Source organism: Marivirga atlantica (assembly GCF_016734805.1).
In the GTDB taxonomy this organism is placed as follows: domain Bacteria; phylum Bacteroidota; class Bacteroidia; order Cytophagales; family Cyclobacteriaceae; genus Marivirga; species Marivirga atlantica.
The window spans coordinates 362620-379801 of the sequence record NZ_JAERQG010000003.1; the positions used below are offsets into that span (position 1 = coordinate 362620).

A 17182-nucleotide genomic window follows, 5' to 3' on the forward strand; every position below is an offset into this window, starting at 1 on the left:
TCTTAGTATTTAAGCTATTTTTGTATTAAACATAGAATTATGCTCAGTTATATAGTTTGGTCTCCCAAACCTTACATCGTTGATCTTGGCTTTACCGAATTACGATGGTATGGCTTACTTTTCGCGCTTGGTTTCATTATCTCCCAGCAGGTAATGTTTTATATCTTCAAGAAAGAAGGTAAACCTGAAAGACAAGTGGAAGTGCTTACACTCTATATGGTAATCGCTACAATTATTGGTGCGCGATTAGGACATGTATTATTCTATGAACCTGACAAATATTTTGGAGACTTTTGGAGCCACCCTTTTGATTTCTTAAAAGTATGGGAAGGTGGTTTAGCAAGCCACGGTGGAGCAATCGGGATTTTAGTAGCTCTCTATCTCTTTTCAAGAAAATATAAGGATATCAGTTATTTATGGATAGTTGATAGGATTGTAATAGTGGTAGCCATTACAGGCGCTCTCATAAGAACAGGAAATTTCATCAACTCAGAAATTATTGGCTTACCTACCGACAAAGCCATTGGTATAGTTTTCGGTAGAGATGTTGAAACTCGTGTAGCTTATCAAACATCAGCAATAACCGATGTTAAAATAAAAAAAGTTAGTGAAAATGAATTTCCGACTGAGCTAGAAGCGGAAGGTCTACAGCCTATCATATTAAATGTCTCTTATGACAGTAAAAATGGAATGGAGGCGATACAACGCTATACGGAGGAAAAATTATTGAATGTGCTAGGCTCTGAGAAAATTAAGCAGTTTGCTTTGTTTAACCAGAATACCACCATTCAATACGAAACCAATCCGGGCGTAATTACAGCTCGTATATTTGGACTGGGAATACCGCGGCATGCAGCACAGCTTTACGAAGCATTTTCTTGTGTGCTCTTATTTCTATTATTATTCTATTTATGGAATAAAAGTAGAAGCGGCTTGGCAGACGGAAGACTCTTCGGTATTTTCCTAATAGTATGTTTTGGCTTAAGGTTCTTCTATGAATTTATAAAAGAGAACCAGGTTGCCTTTGAAGATAATATTGCTTTAAATATGGGGCAATGGCTGAGTATACCGCTAGTTTTGGCAGGAGTATACTTAGTATTTAAATCAATTAGAGCAGAAAAAAGAATCTAAGGGACAGGATCGTAGCCTGATCCTCCCCAAGGATGACATTTGCTTATTCTTTTGGCTGCAAGGGTTGAACCTTTAAATATGCCATGTTTCATAATGGCATTTTTAGCATACTCCGAACATGTCGGGGTAAAACGACAGGCTGCGGGGAAAAATGGTGAAATACCATATTGATAAATTACAATAGGCAAAGAAAAAGCCTTACGGACAAGGAATTTTATGTGTTTGGTATATGTATTGTTCACATTACTATTTTAAACAAAGATAAAAACATTATTAGCAGGATAGTTCCATATCATTTAAGAAACTTAAGCAAATTCGTAATTGTCTTGTTACTGTTATTTGCTGCAACAATATCTTTTGCCCAAACCGATTCAACTCAACAAGAAAGCTCAAAAAATTTAATTAAATCTAAGGATAATGATCCTATAGTGTATGTAACTGCCATTGAATATCGTGGTAATAAAAAAACTAAAAAGAGAATCATTTCCAGAGAGGTTGATATTGAACCAAACGCCAGTTATGCTCTTTCAGATTTGGAGAAATTAATTGAGTTAGATGAGAATAAAATCTTTAACACTTCTTTATTCAACTCTGTTGTAGGCGAAATTATCTTTCCTGAAGATGGTAGTAATAGGGTGAAAATCATATTCTTTGTTGAGGAACGCTGGTACATTTGGCCAAGTGTTATTTTTAAGTTGGCAGATAGAAACTTTAGCGATTGGCTTTTTAACCAAAATGCCGCAACTGATAGATTTGAATATGGCCTTAAGTTTGATCAATTTAATGTAAGGGGATTAAATGAAAGGCTATCACTGCTGGCACAATTTGGCTTTAAGAAACGTTTCGGTTTTTTATATAGAGCACCTTACCTTAATAAGGAACAAAAACTTGGAATGGGTATAGCCTTCTATTATAGCGAATATGATCAGATTGATTATCTCAATCAAAGAGATAAGAGATTATTTATTGATGCCGATTCTTTATATGGCCCAGAGCGAGAAAGAGACATTATATCAACAGATGTAGCAACCAAAGTTGATTTTACCTATCGTGAATCTTTTTATAATACTCACACTTTTGCAGCAATTTATAGACGTAGCTGGGTTGTTGATACCATTCTAAATATTAATCCTGAGTACTATGATGGTGATGATAATATTCAGAATTCCATTGATTTAACTTATAATTTTACTAGAGATTTCAGAGATAGAAATAACTATCCTTTAAATGGCTTTTATATAAGTGGTACTCTAGTTAAGAGGGGGTTAGGAATATTTGGAGATATCAATCAGGGAAGTGCTGACATGCGTGTGGCTATTTATAACCCACTCTATAAAGAGAGAGTCTATTTAGCTAGCTCTATTTCAGGTTATACTAGTTTTCCTCAGCAGCAAGCTTATACTAACAGGCTTGGTTTGGGTTTTGCCAACAATTTACTAAAAGGCTATGAACTTTATGTGATTCAAGGTCAACACTACCTGATGCAGAAAAATGAATTAAAGCTTAGATTATTTAGTGTTGAAGGCAACCTTGGTAAATGGATGTTTTTAAAGCAATTTAGAAAAGTACCACTATCTGCCTATTTCAAGATTTATTTTGATCAAGGTTATGTACAGAATAATTTAAATCAGAACATCAACTCAATATTAACCAACAAATATATCTACAGTGTAGGTGCTGGTCTTGATTTGGTAACTTATTATGACGCTGTTCTTAGAATAGAATATTCGTTGAATTCATTGGGTGAGGCTGGCTTATTTATTAACGTGAAATCAGGTATTTAAGCTATTCAATATCCTTGAGACTTACTTTTATCTTTTTACCTCGCATATTGAAGTAATACCAACTTCCTACTTTCTTGCCTTCATCAAAATTGCCTTCGTAAGTTTTTCTACCCTGCTCATCATAATATTTCCATTTACCAGACTCTAATCCATTTAAATAACTTCCTTCTTGAATAAGAATCCCCTGTTCATTATAAAACTTCCAGTAGCCATGAGGCAAGCCTTCTTTATAATTCCCTATTTGGCGTAACTCACCATTATTAAAATAGAATAGCCATTTTCCATGGTACTGACTATCGAGGTAATTTCCGTTTTTCTCCAGTTGTCCATTTGGGTAGAAATACATACTGGAATCCTGCAATTGACCATATTGCCAAAACTCTTTCGCTTTTATTGTACCTGATGGATAATAGTAAACAACAGAATCATGCAATTGACCTTTTTGATAATGTTCAACAACATTTTTGGCACCAGAAGGAAAATACATAATCCACTCTCCCACTTTGTCTCCATTATATAAAGCTCCAAAGCTTCTTAAAGCACCATTATTATAAAAGGTACTATCTATGCTTTGAGCATTTAAAGAAAAACTAAAAAGTAAAGAGGTAAATATAAAAGCTGAAAAAAAATAAATCCTTTTAATCATTTTTGGTATTTTGGTAAGCAAAGCGTTCAACCATTAGCCAAGTCATGCAAAAAACGGTTCTACTCCTTCTAGTGTTTTATTTCGTTCTAAACGGATTAGCTGCACAGTCGATATTTGAACCTCTTGGAGCAAGAAATATTGCATTGGCCAACACTGCTACAACAATTTCAGATATTTGGTCAGGATTTCATAATCCTGCGGGAATAAGTAAGGTAGATGTGCTGACATCGTCAGTTTTCTTTCAGAATAAATATAATTTAGAAGGATTTAATAGTATGGCAGCTATAATAGCTTCCCCTATCCCCTCAGGTAGTTTGGCCATAGGCGTAAACAGATTTGGTGATGGCCTATACAACGAACATAGAGTATCAGCAGCTTATGGCTCTCAAATAGGGATCATTCAAATTGGTGGCAGAGCAAGCTACTTGCAGTATTTTGTTCAGGGTTTTGGTACAGCTACAACCTATTCATTAGACTTTGGCGTAATTGCCAGCCTAACCAAAACGCTTACTATAGGTGCTAATGCATACAACATTTCTCAGTCCGTAATTAGTGAACAAGATGAAGAGGAAGTTCCCACCTTGTTAATGCTAGGTATACAATATAAACCTGTGGAGTATTTCTTCATCAATACAGAAATAGAGAAAAACTTAAACATGCCTGCCTTTGTCAAACTGGGGCTTGAATATACTATTACCGAACGTTTCTTTTTAAGAACTGGCATTCAGTCGGATACTTTTGAGAGCTTTTATGGGTTTGGAATGAAGTTCTTCGGGTTTCGATGTGATTACGCATTAAGCCTTCACCAAGAGTTAGGCATTTCAAACGCAATCAGCCTTCAGTATAAAATTCAAAAGCAATGAAGTGGATAGTTCTACTGACTTTATTACTTTTTTGGTCAGCATTTCTATTGGCACAGGATACTGACAACTTCGATCTTGAAGATTTTATAGAAAGTAACTTTCCTATTCAGGATGATGACACAAACTATGAAGACATTTACGAATCTTTATTTCAACTTTATCAATCTCCTATCAATCTAAATCAGGCGACCAGGCAAGATTTGCAATCACTTTTTGTATTAAGTAACCTACAAATCAACAGCTTTCTTGAGTATAGGACCAAAAACGGCAAACTCTTAAGTATTTATGAGCTTCAAGCTATCCCAAGTTTCGACCTGCCAACCATAAGACAAATTTTACCCTTTGTTCAAGTTGATGAAACTGTTTTACAAGCTGACAATCGGCCATTGCTTAAAAGAATAACCAGTGAAAAGAACAATTATCTCATTATAAGATCCGATCGAGTATTAGAGCAAAAGGAAGGATTCTCTACTGAAGATAGCTCGAGAGCATATCTAGGTGATCCAAACAGACTTTATTTAAGATACAGAGTGCAACACACCAATGACTTTAGTATTGGCTTCACGGCAGAAAAAGATGCCGGAGAACAACTCAACTGGAATCCTAAGAATAATCAGTTTGGCACAGATTTTTTCTCTGCACATTTTCAACTACAGAATCAAGGCAAATTAAAAAACATAATCATTGGCGATTATCAATTGCAGTTTGGCCAGTCCTTGGTATATGGTGCTGGTTTTGCTTTAGGAAAAGGAGCAGAAACTGTTGCGACTGCCCGTAGGAGTAACTTAGGAATATTACCTTATACCTCCGTACTGGAAACTAACTTCTTCAGAGGAGCAGCTGCTACTTACAAAATATTTAAAAATTTAGACTTAACAGTTCTTTATAGCTACAACCAGCTCAATGCAAATGTGCAAACAGACTCCATCCAAAGTGCAGAGGAGTTTTTTACTTCTATCAGGCTGTCTGGCTTGCATAGAACGGCAAGAGAACTTGCTGCAAAAAATAGCATAACCGCTCAAAATTTTGGTGGTAACCTATTGTTCCACACAAAATCTGAAAACCTAAACATAGGCCTCAACTATTTACAAACTATTTATGACCAACCTCTATTGAGGAATCAATCTAAGTACAACCAATTTGAATTTGAAGGAAAACAAAATTTCGTAAGCACACTTTTCTCTAACTATTACTGGAGAAACTTCCATCTTTTTGGAGAAGCAGGCCTAAGCCAATCTGGTGGAATAGGGGCTATCGGTGGTTTAATAGCATCAATCTCGAATGGCCTTCAAATGAGTGTGGTTCTTAGAAATTATGAGAGAAATTTTCACACATTTTATGGAACTGCATTTGGTGAAAACAGCAGGAATATTAATGAGAAAGGCATCTATCTGGGGCTAAAAAAACAATTTAACAGAAGCTTCTCTATAGCTACCTATTGGGACAAATTTAATTTCCCTTGGTTAAAATATCAGGCAGATGCTCCCAGTAATGGAAGTGAATATTTGGCTCGATTAACCTATAAATTTAACAAGCAACTATCAGCATATGCACAATTAAGGGTTGAAAACAAAGAACGCAATGTTGATAATACAGATAATTCAAACACATACGCTTTGGCCAGTGGGCAAAAACGAAATTATTTGATCAATTTCGATGTAAGACCTAAAGGCATTCTCAATCTAAAAACTCGTTTACAATTTAGTGAATATCTACTGCAGGGCGAATACTCAAATGGATTGGCTTTGCTTCAGGATGTTAATTTTGATTGGAACAGGTTTAAGATAAGTACCAGATATGCCATTTTTGATACTGATGATTTCCAAAACAGACAGTATCTTTACGAGAAGGACGTACTTTATGCTTTTTCCATACCGGCCTATCAAAATACAGGAACCCGTACTTACATTTTAGCTCAATATAACGTAAGCAAAAAAATAAGGCTCTGGGCCAGGTGGGCACAATTCAAATATATTGATACTGAAAGTATTGGAAGTGGCACGGAAGAAATTAAGGGAAACACACGTTCAGAAGTTAAATTTCAAATAATGCTAAAGTTTTGAAGAAAGATAGCTACTACATTGTCTTGCTTATAATATTGCTTTCATCATGCAAAAGAACTACTCCTGCAGAAATGCTTTTCGGCACATGGGAAGTAGCCAAAATTGTTGAAAACAGTCATAATGTAACAGATCAATATTTTGACAACACAACAGCTTATTTACAGCTAAGCCAATCCGGAATATACCAAGTTGGCTTGATGGATTCGACAAGTGATAAAAATTGGACTGCTTATCCTGAAACCAATCAGTTGGTTTTGCTTCAAGGTGGCTTAATTGATGATATTAAAAAATGGCAAGTGCGAGCGGCAGATAATCAGCTTCAGTTAATTTATCCTAGCAGAGCTTTGAAGATTACTTTGAATAGACTGAAGAAATTGCCTGAATTAACATTCAAAACTCCTCAGGACTTTGTTGGTAAATGGGTAGTTGAAAAAGTTACAATTAACGGCAATAACAGCACCTCAAACTATGCCTTTCCAGATAGGTGGATTATCCTCTCTGAAAATGGTCGCTTTTATAATGGTGAAAACAACGAAGACCAAAACACCGGTTTCTGGAAGACCAATGAATCGTTAACTAAAATAGAATTTCGGGCTGATAAAAAAGATGATAGCCCTGCCCTCTCCTTTCATGTTGCTAATGAAACCATTTGGTACCAGAAGCAACAATCCGTTAATGAAAAACATGCAGTAAAAATCTATTTTAAAAAGGAAGATAGTTAAGCGCACAAATTAATCGTTCTTTTTAGTGCATTAGCTTACTTCAAATTATCTAGTTCAACAAAAAATTATAAATTTGCTATCCGCTAAATTTTAAAGCAGGGATTTACCAGCAATTAATGCAGCTAACCAAACTAGAAATAAAGGGGTTTAAAAGTTTTGGTGACCGTATGGTTATCAACTTTGATAAAGGAATTACAGGTATTGTAGGTCCTAATGGCTGTGGTAAATCCAATGTTGTTGACAGTATCCGTTGGGTACTGGGAGAGCAAAAAACACGCGCACTACGCTCCGATAAAATGGAGAATGTAATCTTCAACGGTACCAAAAAAAGAAAGCAAAGTAACCTGGCTGAAGTTTCCTTAACTTTCAACAACACTAAAAATCTTTTACCAACTGAATATGCCAATGTTACAATCACCAGGCGCTACTACAGAACTGGTGAAAGTGAATACTTACTTAATGGAGTAAGTTGCAGACTTAAAGACATCACTAACCTTTTTATGGATACTGGTATTAGCTCAAATAGCTATGCCATTATTGAATTGAAAATGGTTGATGACATCCTTACTGATAAGGATAACAGCCGAAGAGGTTTATTCGAAGAAGCTGCTGGTATTAGCAAATTCAAAATTCGTAAGAAAGAGACTTTAAAAAAGCTAGACGATACTGATGCCGACTTAGATAGAGTTGAGGATTTACTTTATGAGATAGAGAAAAACCTCAAATCACTTGAAAAGCAGGCTAAACAAGCGCAGAAGTTTTACGAATACAAAGAGACTTACAAAGAAAAAAGCGTTTTACTAGCCAAAAAAACTGTCGCTGAAAAGCGAGACCAATTTCTGACGCTTAACAAACAGCTCGGAGCTGAAAATGATAAAAAAGTTAGCCTTAACAGGCAACTGGCAGAATACGATGCTAAGCTAGAACAGGCAAAAGCAGATCTGGTTAAACAGGAAAAGCTTTTGTCTACCCGGCAGAAAGCCCTAAATGAACATGTGAATAAAATCAGATCTTACGAAAGTGAGAAGAAGATTAAGAATGAAAGGCTTCGTTTTCTGCAAGATAAAAGTGACAACCTAAAACAGCAGATTGAGCAAGATAAGCAAAGTAATGAAAGAGCTTCTTTCAGTATAAAGAGCTTAACTCAGGAGTTAGAATCTGCTCAAAAAATATTTGCGGAGACTACTACTCGAATTGAAAGTCTAAAATCTGAATACGAAGCTCAAAAAGAGAAAACTGTTGCAATTCGTGAAGAGGTTAACACTTTAAGCAAGCAGCAACAGTCACTGAAAGATGATGTTTATCAGTTGAATAAATCTTTAGAGATAAAAGAAATTCAGCTTTCGTCAGTTAAACAAGAACTAGAGAAAAGTACAACTGACAGCTCTGAACAAAGTGCCAGTGTAGCTGAATTTGATGAGAAGATTTCTACCCTCTCCGCTCTTTTGAAAGAAAAGAATGAATATCTTCAGAATCTTAAAAACAAGGAAAACCATCTTAATGAGCAAATAGAAGATCATGTAAAAACGATTGAGCTGATAAAAGATGAGCTAACACAATCCAGCCGAAAGCTAGATGCCACGGAAAACGAATATAACCTTACCAAGTCATTGGTAGATAATTTAGAAGGTTTTCCTGAAGCTATTAAATTCTTAAAGAAGAGTTCGAAGTGGGGTAAAAATGCGCCACTTTTATCTGACATTCTAACAACATCAGAGGATTATAGAATCACAATTGAGAACTTCCTTGAGCCTTATATGAACTACTATATTGTAGACACAGAGGCCCAGGCATTTGAAGCAATCAATTTACTAAGTGATGCAAGTCGCGGAAAGGCACATTTTTTCATTCTCGATAGTTTTGAGAAGTTTATACCATCAGATACCAAGCTCTTTGACAACGCTATTGCGGCTACTGAAATAGTTGAGTTTGATGCCAAGTACAAAAAGCTGATAGCCTACATTTTAGATAACGTTTATGTTGTTCAAGGCGATTACCAAAAAATGCCTGAAGATGCGGATTGCACTTTTATTACCCAAAGTGGTAAAGTGACCAAGCGTAAATTCAGCATGTCGGGTGGCTCCGTGGGTTTATTTGAAGGTAAGAGAATTGGTCGTGCCAAGAATCTGGAGAAACTTCAGGAAGAAATTAAGAAGCTGAATAAAAGCATTATTTCTATTAAAGACTCACTAGCTCAGCGCCAGAAGGATCTTGAAAACCTAAGGCAGCATAGCTACCGAGAAAATATAGAAAACCTTCAAACTGAAATTAATGAGGTTAATTCGGAATATGTTTCAGTAAAAACCAAGCAGGAACAGTTTGCTGAAATGCTTTCCAGCGCAGCCAATAAGCGCGAAGATCTGGAGAGTAAAAGAGAGCAACTTACCGAAGAGATTGAAGCAATAAAACCTGAATCAAAAGAGAAAAGTGGCCGACTTCAGGAAATAGAAAGCAGACTAGATATCATCCGTGAGGATTTAGAAAGTCATGATGAACTGCTCAATCAAAAATCCACCGTCTTCAACCAGGAAAATATAGAATTTCATCAGCAGGAAAACAGGGTTAATAGCCTGGAAAATGAAATTACTTATAAACAAAATGCTTTCGACAGCAGCAAAGAGCGCTTAGAGAAAAATCAGTCTGAGCTTAAAAAGAATGAGGAAGATATCAAAAACCTCATTGACACCGCAGAAACCAATGATGATGAATTATTGGGCATGTACGATGAGAAAGAACAGATTGAGCTGGGGGTAAACGAAGTAGAGAAATCATATTACGCTGCCCGTGGTGAGATTGATGAGGTTGAAAAAGAAAGTAGAAACATCCAGCGAAACAGAGAACAAGTTGATGAATTAGTACTGGAGCTTCAGAATAAACTAAACGAAACCAAGCTTTCTCTGAACAGTGTAAAAGAGCGTTTATCAGTTGAGTTCAATATTGATCTCGACAAAATAATGGCAGCCGAAGAGGATGATCAGGATGAAGTAGACCACAGTGACGTTGACACGCTTAGAGAAGAAGTAAGCAAGCTTAAAGAAAGAATGGATCGCATTGGTCCTATTAACCCGATGGCTATGGAAGCTTATGAGGAAATAAAAGAGCGTAACGATTTCATTATTGAGCAGCGTGAAGATTTAAGAAAAGCCAAAGAGTCATTACTAAATACCATCACAGAGATTGATGAAGTAGCAAGAGTGAGCTTCCTGGAAGCTTATGCTAAAATCAAGGAAAACTTCATGAAGGTTTTCCGAACCCTTTTCACCGAAGAAGATGAATGCGATCTGCAATTGTCAGATCCTGACAACCCTTTGGAGTCAAAGATCGAGATCATGGCTAAGCCTAAGGGCAAAAGGCCATTGACAATCAATCAGCTTTCAGGTGGGGAAAAAACACTAACGGCAACCTCTCTCCTATTTGCCATTTACTTATTAAAGCCTGCTCCTTTCTGTATTTTTGACGAGGTAGATGCGCCATTGGATGATGCTAATATTGATAAGTTCAATAATATTATCCGTGAATTCTCAAATGAATCACAATTTATCATAGTAACGCATAACAAGAGAACCATGTCTTCTACAGATGTGATTTATGGTGTTACCATGGTAGAGCAAGGTGTTTCGCGTGTAGTGCCGGTAGATTTAAGAGAGTTAGAGGATATGGTGGAGTAAAACAAGCTCTCTTTAACTTATTCCCGTCTGATTTCATAATCTACACCCCAACCAAACACCTTTAAACCACTAAATTACAAGCCAGTACATTCAAACAACTTTTGAAATCCATAGTTTTTTATTAAATTCTTAAATTATGGAAGATTCAACTATTATTTATGAAAAAGATCACGCCAAAGTAACTTATTATCCTACAAAACAGATGATCGGTGTTAAATGGGATGGTAATGTGTCGGTAGATCAATATAGAGAAACTTTTATGTCGGCACTGGAACATGCCAAGAAAGGCTTTCCAGTCAAACGTTTTTATTCAGATACCAGAGAGCAAGGTGTAGTAGGGCCTGAAAATAGAAAGTGGTTTGAAAACGAAATGCTTCCAAAAGCCATTGAAGCAGGTTTAGAAAGAGCTGGAGCTATTAGCAGTGCCAATGTATTCAAAAGGTATTATTTAAATATGCTCCTTAAATCTGTGGGTAAGTTTAACCTGCCTTTCAAGCTATGCGGTTCTGAAGAAGAAGTAGTAGAATTTTTGATGAAAGATGAGAAAGTGACTAACTAATAGTTCATTTTGAAAATTGAATACCAAGCCTGATTTGCAAATTATAAGTTAAAGCATAATCTGTAAATAGGCTTGTTCCATATATTGATTTTGCTGCGCCAACACCGCCAAAAACTTCAAAGAATAAAATATCATTGAGTTGTTGTTTTAGCCCTGCCTCAAAGAGTAAATTAATATATGATTCAGTTTTGTACTGCCTCGTATATTTTAATTCAAGTGTATTTATTTCATTAAATAAATGTGTAGCAATATAAACCCCATTGTTCTTTTGATTAGATTTTGACAGACCTAATAAGTATTTTCTTAATGACAGTCCTATTTCAGAGTTCAGTAAAAAAATCAACTCATTTTCCTTAAAAAGATTTACGAATTGATAGCTATATCCATAATCATATCTCAATAGAAGTGTTGAGGTAAGTCTTTGCTCATAAAACAGGCTTGTATTTAAAATACCTTGTTGAAATCCTCTAATACCATCTTCAAGCTGAATTTCATTCTTCTGAGAAAAACTCATTAAAGAAATCTCGATTAATAAAACTGTAAATAATAACTTTTTGATAAGCACTGATATTTGGAAACTCACCCCTATTTTCGAAATGCAATATTACACAATTCGGTGTAAATAAAATCAGGCTAGTGTGTTATTCGTGGATCACCATCAAAGACTTCATTAGTTGTAAGTCTTTTAGTTGCCTTACTTTGTAAATCATAACTGTAGAGCTCCCAATTTCCATCTTTATTACTTCCATAATAAATGCTTTCACCATCACTCGACCAGCGTGCTATTAATTCCCAATCCGGAGAATTGGTGATATTCTCAAGCGAACGGGAAGCTAAATCCATTACATATATTTCCTGATTGTTATTTCCATCTTTATCAGAGGTAAATAATATCCTTTTCCCATCAGGAGAAACATCTGGTGCTTCTTCATTATATTTTGATTGGGTTAGATTTATCAACCCACTTCCATCAATATTTACAGAGTAAATATCACTCTGTTTCTTGTTGTTATATGAAAATGCAATCTTATTTCCATTCGGATACCAAACTGGTTTATAGGCTACGCCACCTAATGAGTCAGTAAGATTAATTTTAATAGCTCCTATCGAATCGGCAATGAATACATTACCGTCACAAGCATATAATTGATCATCATTAATGGTATTATAAATAACGTTTTTGTCATCAAGCATGCAGTTTTGAGGATGAGGGATAAACTGCTCTTTTCCGGTAAAAGGATCGAGTGAAACTCTTACGATGGTATTTTCAATCTGGCGCAAAAAGGTAATATTACCATTTCTCTTAATAGTTGGAGCCCATTCTTCCGTTGAATCTGATGTTAATGCCTTTTGGCTACTTCCATCAGCATTCATAAGGAATATATCAGAGTTTCCATTTCGGCTTGAACTAAATACAATTCTGTCTTTAGAAGAATTACAGGAACAAATAAGAAGGGCCAAAAGGAATATGTACAATAAGCGCATGGAAATCAGATTTAATTTTTCTTAATCTAAGTTTTTAATTCATGATTGCCAACCCAACACTTTTTGTGAGAAAAAATTGACCTCTTTAAAACTATTTCTAACCAGCCATCATCTTAGTACTGAAAGCAAAAATAATTTCTGAGTAAATTGAACTTGATGTACCAAGATTTTATCCAGACAGAAGAAGAAAACCTTATTGAAGAGGCACAACACGGCAACAGTTTGGCTGCCGGTAGGCTGGTGCAACTTTGGTACGAAAGGATTTACAATTATGCCTATAAGTTTTTAGGCAGTAAAGAACTGGCTTCTGAAGTAAGTCAGAAAACCTTTATAGCAGTTTACAAGAATATTGGGAGTTTGCAGGACAGGTCTAAATTCAAATCGTGGATTTACACCATTGTGGCAAACAAATGCAAGGAAGAACACCGGAAGAAAAAGAGGTGGAGCATATTAAGTTTTGATCAGATACTACCTAATAACAAGGAGGTAGAAGCTGAATCGCCAGCTTGGGAAGTTTCCAAACCATTGGATACCAACCCGGAAAAGCACTATATGCAAAGCGAATTGGGAGACATTATTAGAAAATGTATGTCAAAACTTCCTGCTGAGCAAAGAGAAGTATTAATTATGAAAGAATACGAAGGGTTAAAGTTTAGAGAAATAGCAGATGTGCTTCAGATATCTGAAAACACAGCAAAATCCAGATTGTATTATGCACTGGATGCCATGCGAAAGATTTTGAATAAAGAAAATATTAATAAAGAAACGGTGAGTTATGAATATTGAATCGAATAACGAATCAGCAAAGGAAAGAATGATGGCTTATCTATATGATGAGCTATCAGGTGCGGAAAAGAAGGCTTTTGAAAAGGAGCTCGAAAATAATCAGGCTCTCAGAAATGAGGTTGAAGCATTTAAGGATACACGTAGCCTGCTGGGAAAGGCTGGAAATGAATCGGTTACTCCTCCTCCATTTTTTCAGCTGATGGATGAACGTAAGCAATCATCAGGTAATAATGCTTTCAAATGGGTAGGAAGCATAGCAGCCAGTTTACTAATACTCCTTTTTGCAGCAAAGTTGAGTGGATTGAGTGTAAAGATAGAAAACGGTAATACCTCAATTGCTTTCAATAGTAGCGCTGACTTAAACGGTAGTTACATTCCAAAAGCCGAAGTAAATCAGATGATTGAAACATCTCTGGTAGCCTATGATCAAAAAATTAATCAGCAGCTGGATAACAGGGATCAGAAACAAGAGCATATGCTTAACGCACAGTTTGCAGAAAATAGAACAGCAATGGCCAACTCATTGAATAAAATAGAAAAGAAAAATGAGCAACTCATGGCTAACTATTGGCAAAAAAATACATCACAGCAAAAACAATATATGACATCACTCATGGGCGATTTCACCAATTATGTTGAACAGAGAAGAAGTGAAGACATGCAGTATTTAATTGCTAAAATCAATCTGCTGGAAACCGATACAGATTTGTTGGAGCTTGAAACCAACCAGCTTAAAAGTAGCTATGCAGTAAATAATACGGAAGACGCATATTAATTAGTTAAAAACCGATAAATAGAAATAAGATGATAAAGTATAAATTTTTAATAGGCTTGCTGCTCATAGTGAGCATGGCAAGTGCACAAAATTTTGATCAGAACAAAATGAACAGAGACCTTGAAGTGGCTCGAACCGTGCTCAACTCTCTGGTAAACAAGAGTGGAGTTAATTGGGTGAGCAACGACAATAAAGGCCGATACATTGAGGGCTATGGAGTTATTCTAAACATGCCTCCTCACAATTTAATATTTGGTAATTTTGATTTTCCAGTAGAAGATTTTGACTTTCATTTTGATAATGAAGATTTTGAGTTCGAATTTGAAGATGAGTTTGATAACAATGCAGAAATAATTATTGCAGATGGAAAAAGACTTGAAGATGAGGCTGAAAGGGTACAAAAAGAAGCTGAAGATATACAGAAGGATGCTGAAAGGTTGCAACGCAATGCTGAAAGACAGCAGGAATTAGCACAGCGTCAACAAGAACTTGTTGCGCGAGCTCAGGAAATAGCCAATAAAACTGTAAGGGTGCTTAGGTTAGACAGCATGCAAATAAAAAGCGAGGAAAAAAGACTAGCCGCTATGAAAACTTTCCTTGTTGATTATGCTCATCTCATTGGCCAACTTCAGCCTGAAGAGAAAATTCTTATTACAGATAAGAGTGCTCATATGGTTGAATTTACCAACTCTTTTGGAGTAGACGCGCTTAAAAACAGTAGACTTTCTGCAGAGATAGCGGTAAAAGATGTGCAAGCATTACAAAGTGGAAAAATCAGCAGAGAGCAAGCCTTGGAAAGAATTAAAATAAATAGAAATGAAAAAGAATCTAAAAAGGTGTATAAGGATCTGGAGCTTTTCAAAAGTATTATTGACAGGCTGTATAGTAGAGATTTAGCCGAAACCTACTATTCATATGGTAACATAGAGTTTGAGAAATTAGATGGTTTGGGCGCTATGTTCTTTATGAATACTGTATCGTCTCTAAAGCAATCAGATGGCATGTGGAAGATACCTACACAAGACAAAGGCGGATTGAATCAGGAAGCTAGAGATGAATTGGTTAAATCGCTTTACCCTAAATTCGAACAGCAATTAAAAGAGAACCTGGTTGAATATGGCAGAACAGTTACAAGCCTAAATTCTGACGAGCGTATAATCTTCAATGCTAAAATCACAAAATGTGAAGGCTGTGGCATTCCTAAAAATGTAGAGCTAAGTATTAAAGCATCAGATCTTGCAGACTTCAATAGTGGAAAAATTAGCAAAGAACAGGCAATAAGCAGAATTAAAGTAACTCAAGGGGAAAAGCAGTAGTCAAATTGCTGTTAATCAAAAAAGCACCAAGTGTAAGGCTTGGTGCTTTTTTATTAGTTATTGCTATAAATTATCAGGAGGCAATCAACACCATACAAAAAGCTATAATGCTCAGCCAGAATTTATAGCCGACCAATGCAGGAATGGCTACAATTCCTAATTCCATAAATACTAAAATCAGCACGATAACGATCGCTACAAGCTTAATTAAGTTCTTGGTTTTTCTGCTCATAATTCAAAGTTTGGTTAATATTTTAAAGTAAGTCTAACAAATCCTCAATCTAAATTGATCTAGCTTTTCATTAGTACTTTTAATACTATACTTCAACAAAAGATTAAAGGCCTCTCTGTAAATATAAAATTCTCTTTTTACATTCCTGTGCCTATTCCTTAATTTATGTAAATTCGCTTTTAGTTATATGGCACATATTGGCAGCAGCATTTCAGAGGCAAAAGAGATTTTAGATAGAGGTGAATTAATAGGTCTTCCTACAGAAACGGTGTATGGTTTAGCAGGAAATGCCTTAAACCCTGCATCGGTAAGTAAAATTTTTCAGGTAAAGAACAGACCTCAGTTTGATCCACTCATTTTACATTGTTCATCAATTGAGCAAGTTAAAGAATTGGTTTCCGAGTTCCCTGATAAGGCACTAAAGTTAGCTGAAGAATTTTGGCCGGGACCACTTACCTTACTTCTACCAAGAAAAAAAGAGGTTATACCTGATATTACCTGTTCAGGTCTACCAAGAGCAGCTTTCAGAATCCCTAAGCATAAAATTGCCAGAAAATTATTAGAAAAGCTTGACTATCCATTAGCAGCACCCAGCGCCAATCCATTTGGGTATATAAGCCCTACTTCAGCTATGCATGTAAATAATCAACTGGGTGATAAAATAGAGTACGTACTGGATGGAAAGGTAAGCAAAGTAGGGATAGAATCGACCATTGTTGGTTTTGAAGAGGAAAAGGCAATTGTTTACAGACTAGGCGGTTTAGATGTTAACGCCATAGAAGCGGTTATTGGTGAGGTTGAAATAATGCCATATAGCAGCTCAAGTCCAGCCGCACCGGGGATGCTTAAAAGTCATTATGCGCCCAAAAAGACTATCCACTTAGGAGACGTTGATGACTTAATCAGAAAATATAAAGGAAAAAATATTGGCATATTATCTTTCCATAAAAAATATGCTGGCGTTCCAAAAAGCTTCCAGTTAAGTAGTTCTCAAAATTTGGATGAGGCTGCACAGAACCTATTTTCCTATCTTCGTTTACTAGATGAGAGCGATGTTGACCTCATCATTACAGAACTGGTACCTAACGAGGGCCTCGGAAAAGCCATAAATGACAGATTAAAACGAGCTTCAGTTTAAATAAGACTAAAACC

General features: G+C 35.9%; 16 protein-coding genes. 11 read left to right on the top strand and 5 right to left on the bottom strand.

What is annotated here, in order from left to right; all coding sequences use genetic code 11:
- The first annotated feature begins 39 nt into the window (after nt 1-39).
- Complete coding sequence (locus JKP34_RS13325; protein ID WP_201922363.1) at nt 40-1131, top strand: prolipoprotein diacylglyceryl transferase; 1092 nt, start codon at nt 40-42, stop codon at nt 1129-1131.
- Here JKP34_RS13325 and yidD read toward each other — a convergent pair.
- Nucleotides 1128-1349: a membrane protein insertion efficiency factor YidD gene (gene yidD, locus JKP34_RS13330; protein WP_317193717.1), complete on the bottom strand. Its 222-nt coding sequence runs from the start codon at nt 1347-1349 to the stop codon at nt 1128-1130. The genes JKP34_RS13325 and yidD overlap by 4 nt on opposite strands.
- A gap of 108 nt (nt 1350-1457) precedes the next feature.
- Between yidD and JKP34_RS13335 the strand changes: the two genes are divergently transcribed.
- Nucleotides 1458-2915: a BamA/TamA family outer membrane protein gene (locus JKP34_RS13335; RefSeq protein ID WP_201922369.1), complete on the top strand. Its 1458-nt coding sequence runs from the start codon at nt 1458-1460 to the stop codon at nt 2913-2915.
- Between the two features lies 1 nt (nt 2916).
- Here JKP34_RS13335 and JKP34_RS13340 read toward each other — a convergent pair whose 3' ends face one another.
- Nucleotides 2917-3561, bottom strand: a complete 645-nt coding sequence (locus tag JKP34_RS13340) for a toxin-antitoxin system YwqK family antitoxin (RefSeq protein ID WP_201922372.1) — start codon at nt 3559-3561, stop codon at nt 2917-2919.
- Nucleotides 3562-3605: 44 nt separating this feature from the next.
- On the opposite strand from JKP34_RS13340, the gene JKP34_RS13345 reads away from it, so the two are divergent.
- The 5 genes from JKP34_RS13345 to JKP34_RS13365 all read left to right on the top strand — a co-directional run bounded on the left by JKP34_RS13345 (nt 3606) and on the right by JKP34_RS13365 (nt 11436).
- Nucleotides 3606-4424 carry a hypothetical protein gene (locus JKP34_RS13345; RefSeq protein WP_201922375.1) on the top strand — a complete coding sequence of 273 codons (819 nt, stop codon included), beginning with the start codon at nt 3606-3608 and terminating at the stop codon, nt 4422-4424.
- On the top strand, nt 4421-6487 hold the full coding sequence (locus JKP34_RS13350; RefSeq protein ID WP_201922378.1) for a ComEA family DNA-binding protein: 2067 nt from the start codon (nt 4421-4423) through the stop codon (nt 6485-6487). Before JKP34_RS13345 ends, JKP34_RS13350 begins: the two co-directional genes overlap by 4 nt.
- Nucleotides 6484-7209, top strand: a complete 726-nt coding sequence (locus JKP34_RS13355) for a hypothetical protein (RefSeq protein WP_201922381.1) — start codon at nt 6484-6486, stop codon at nt 7207-7209. The genes JKP34_RS13350 and JKP34_RS13355 overlap by 4 nt, the downstream gene beginning before the upstream one ends.
- A 116-nt stretch (nt 7210-7325) precedes the next feature.
- Complete coding sequence (gene smc / locus JKP34_RS13360; protein WP_201922385.1) at nt 7326-10877, top strand: chromosome segregation protein SMC; 3552 nt, start codon at nt 7326-7328, stop codon at nt 10875-10877.
- A gap of 136 nt (nt 10878-11013) precedes the next feature.
- Nucleotides 11014-11436 carry a hypothetical protein gene (locus JKP34_RS13365; protein ID WP_201922388.1) on the top strand — a complete coding sequence of 141 codons (423 nt, stop codon included), beginning with the start codon at nt 11014-11016 and terminating at the stop codon, nt 11434-11436.
- Between the two features lie 4 nt (nt 11437-11440).
- Here JKP34_RS13365 and JKP34_RS13370 read toward each other — a convergent pair whose 3' ends face one another.
- Nucleotides 11441-11950, bottom strand: a complete 510-nt coding sequence (locus JKP34_RS13370; protein WP_201922391.1) for a hypothetical protein — start codon at nt 11948-11950, stop codon at nt 11441-11443.
- 119 nt (nt 11951-12069) lie between these two features.
- On the bottom strand, nt 12070-12921 hold the full coding sequence (locus JKP34_RS13375; RefSeq protein WP_201922394.1) for a TolB family protein: 852 nt from the start codon (nt 12919-12921) through the stop codon (nt 12070-12072).
- Nucleotides 12922-13077: 156 nt separating this feature from the next.
- Between JKP34_RS13375 and JKP34_RS13380 the strand changes: the two genes are divergently transcribed.
- From JKP34_RS13380 to JKP34_RS13390, 3 genes are read left to right on the top strand one after another with little or no spacing between them, the layout of a single operon-like run.
- On the top strand, nt 13078-13707 hold the full coding sequence (locus JKP34_RS13380) for an RNA polymerase sigma factor (RefSeq protein ID WP_201922397.1): 630 nt from the start codon (nt 13078-13080) through the stop codon (nt 13705-13707).
- Nucleotides 13697-14482: an anti-sigma factor family protein gene (locus tag JKP34_RS13385; RefSeq protein ID WP_201922400.1), complete on the top strand. Its 786-nt coding sequence runs from the start codon at nt 13697-13699 to the stop codon at nt 14480-14482. Before JKP34_RS13380 ends, JKP34_RS13385 begins: the two co-directional genes overlap by 11 nt.
- A 29-nt stretch (nt 14483-14511) precedes the next feature.
- Entirely contained in the window at nt 14512-15798 is a 1287-nt protein-coding gene (locus JKP34_RS13390) for a coiled-coil domain-containing protein (protein ID WP_201922403.1), read from the top strand.
- Between the two features lie 73 nt (nt 15799-15871).
- Here JKP34_RS13390 and JKP34_RS13395 read toward each other — a convergent pair whose 3' ends face one another.
- Nucleotides 15872-16030, bottom strand: coding sequence for a hypothetical protein (locus JKP34_RS13395; RefSeq protein WP_201922406.1), 159 nt, complete (start codon nt 16028-16030; stop codon nt 15872-15874).
- Nucleotides 16031-16217: 187 nt separating this feature from the next.
- Here JKP34_RS13395 and JKP34_RS13400 point away from each other — a divergent pair, with 187 nt between their 5' ends.
- A complete protein-coding gene (locus JKP34_RS13400) occupies nt 16218-17168 on the top strand; it encodes an L-threonylcarbamoyladenylate synthase (RefSeq protein WP_201922409.1) in 951 nt (316 codons plus the stop codon).
- Nucleotides 17169-17182: the final 14 nt, after the last annotated feature.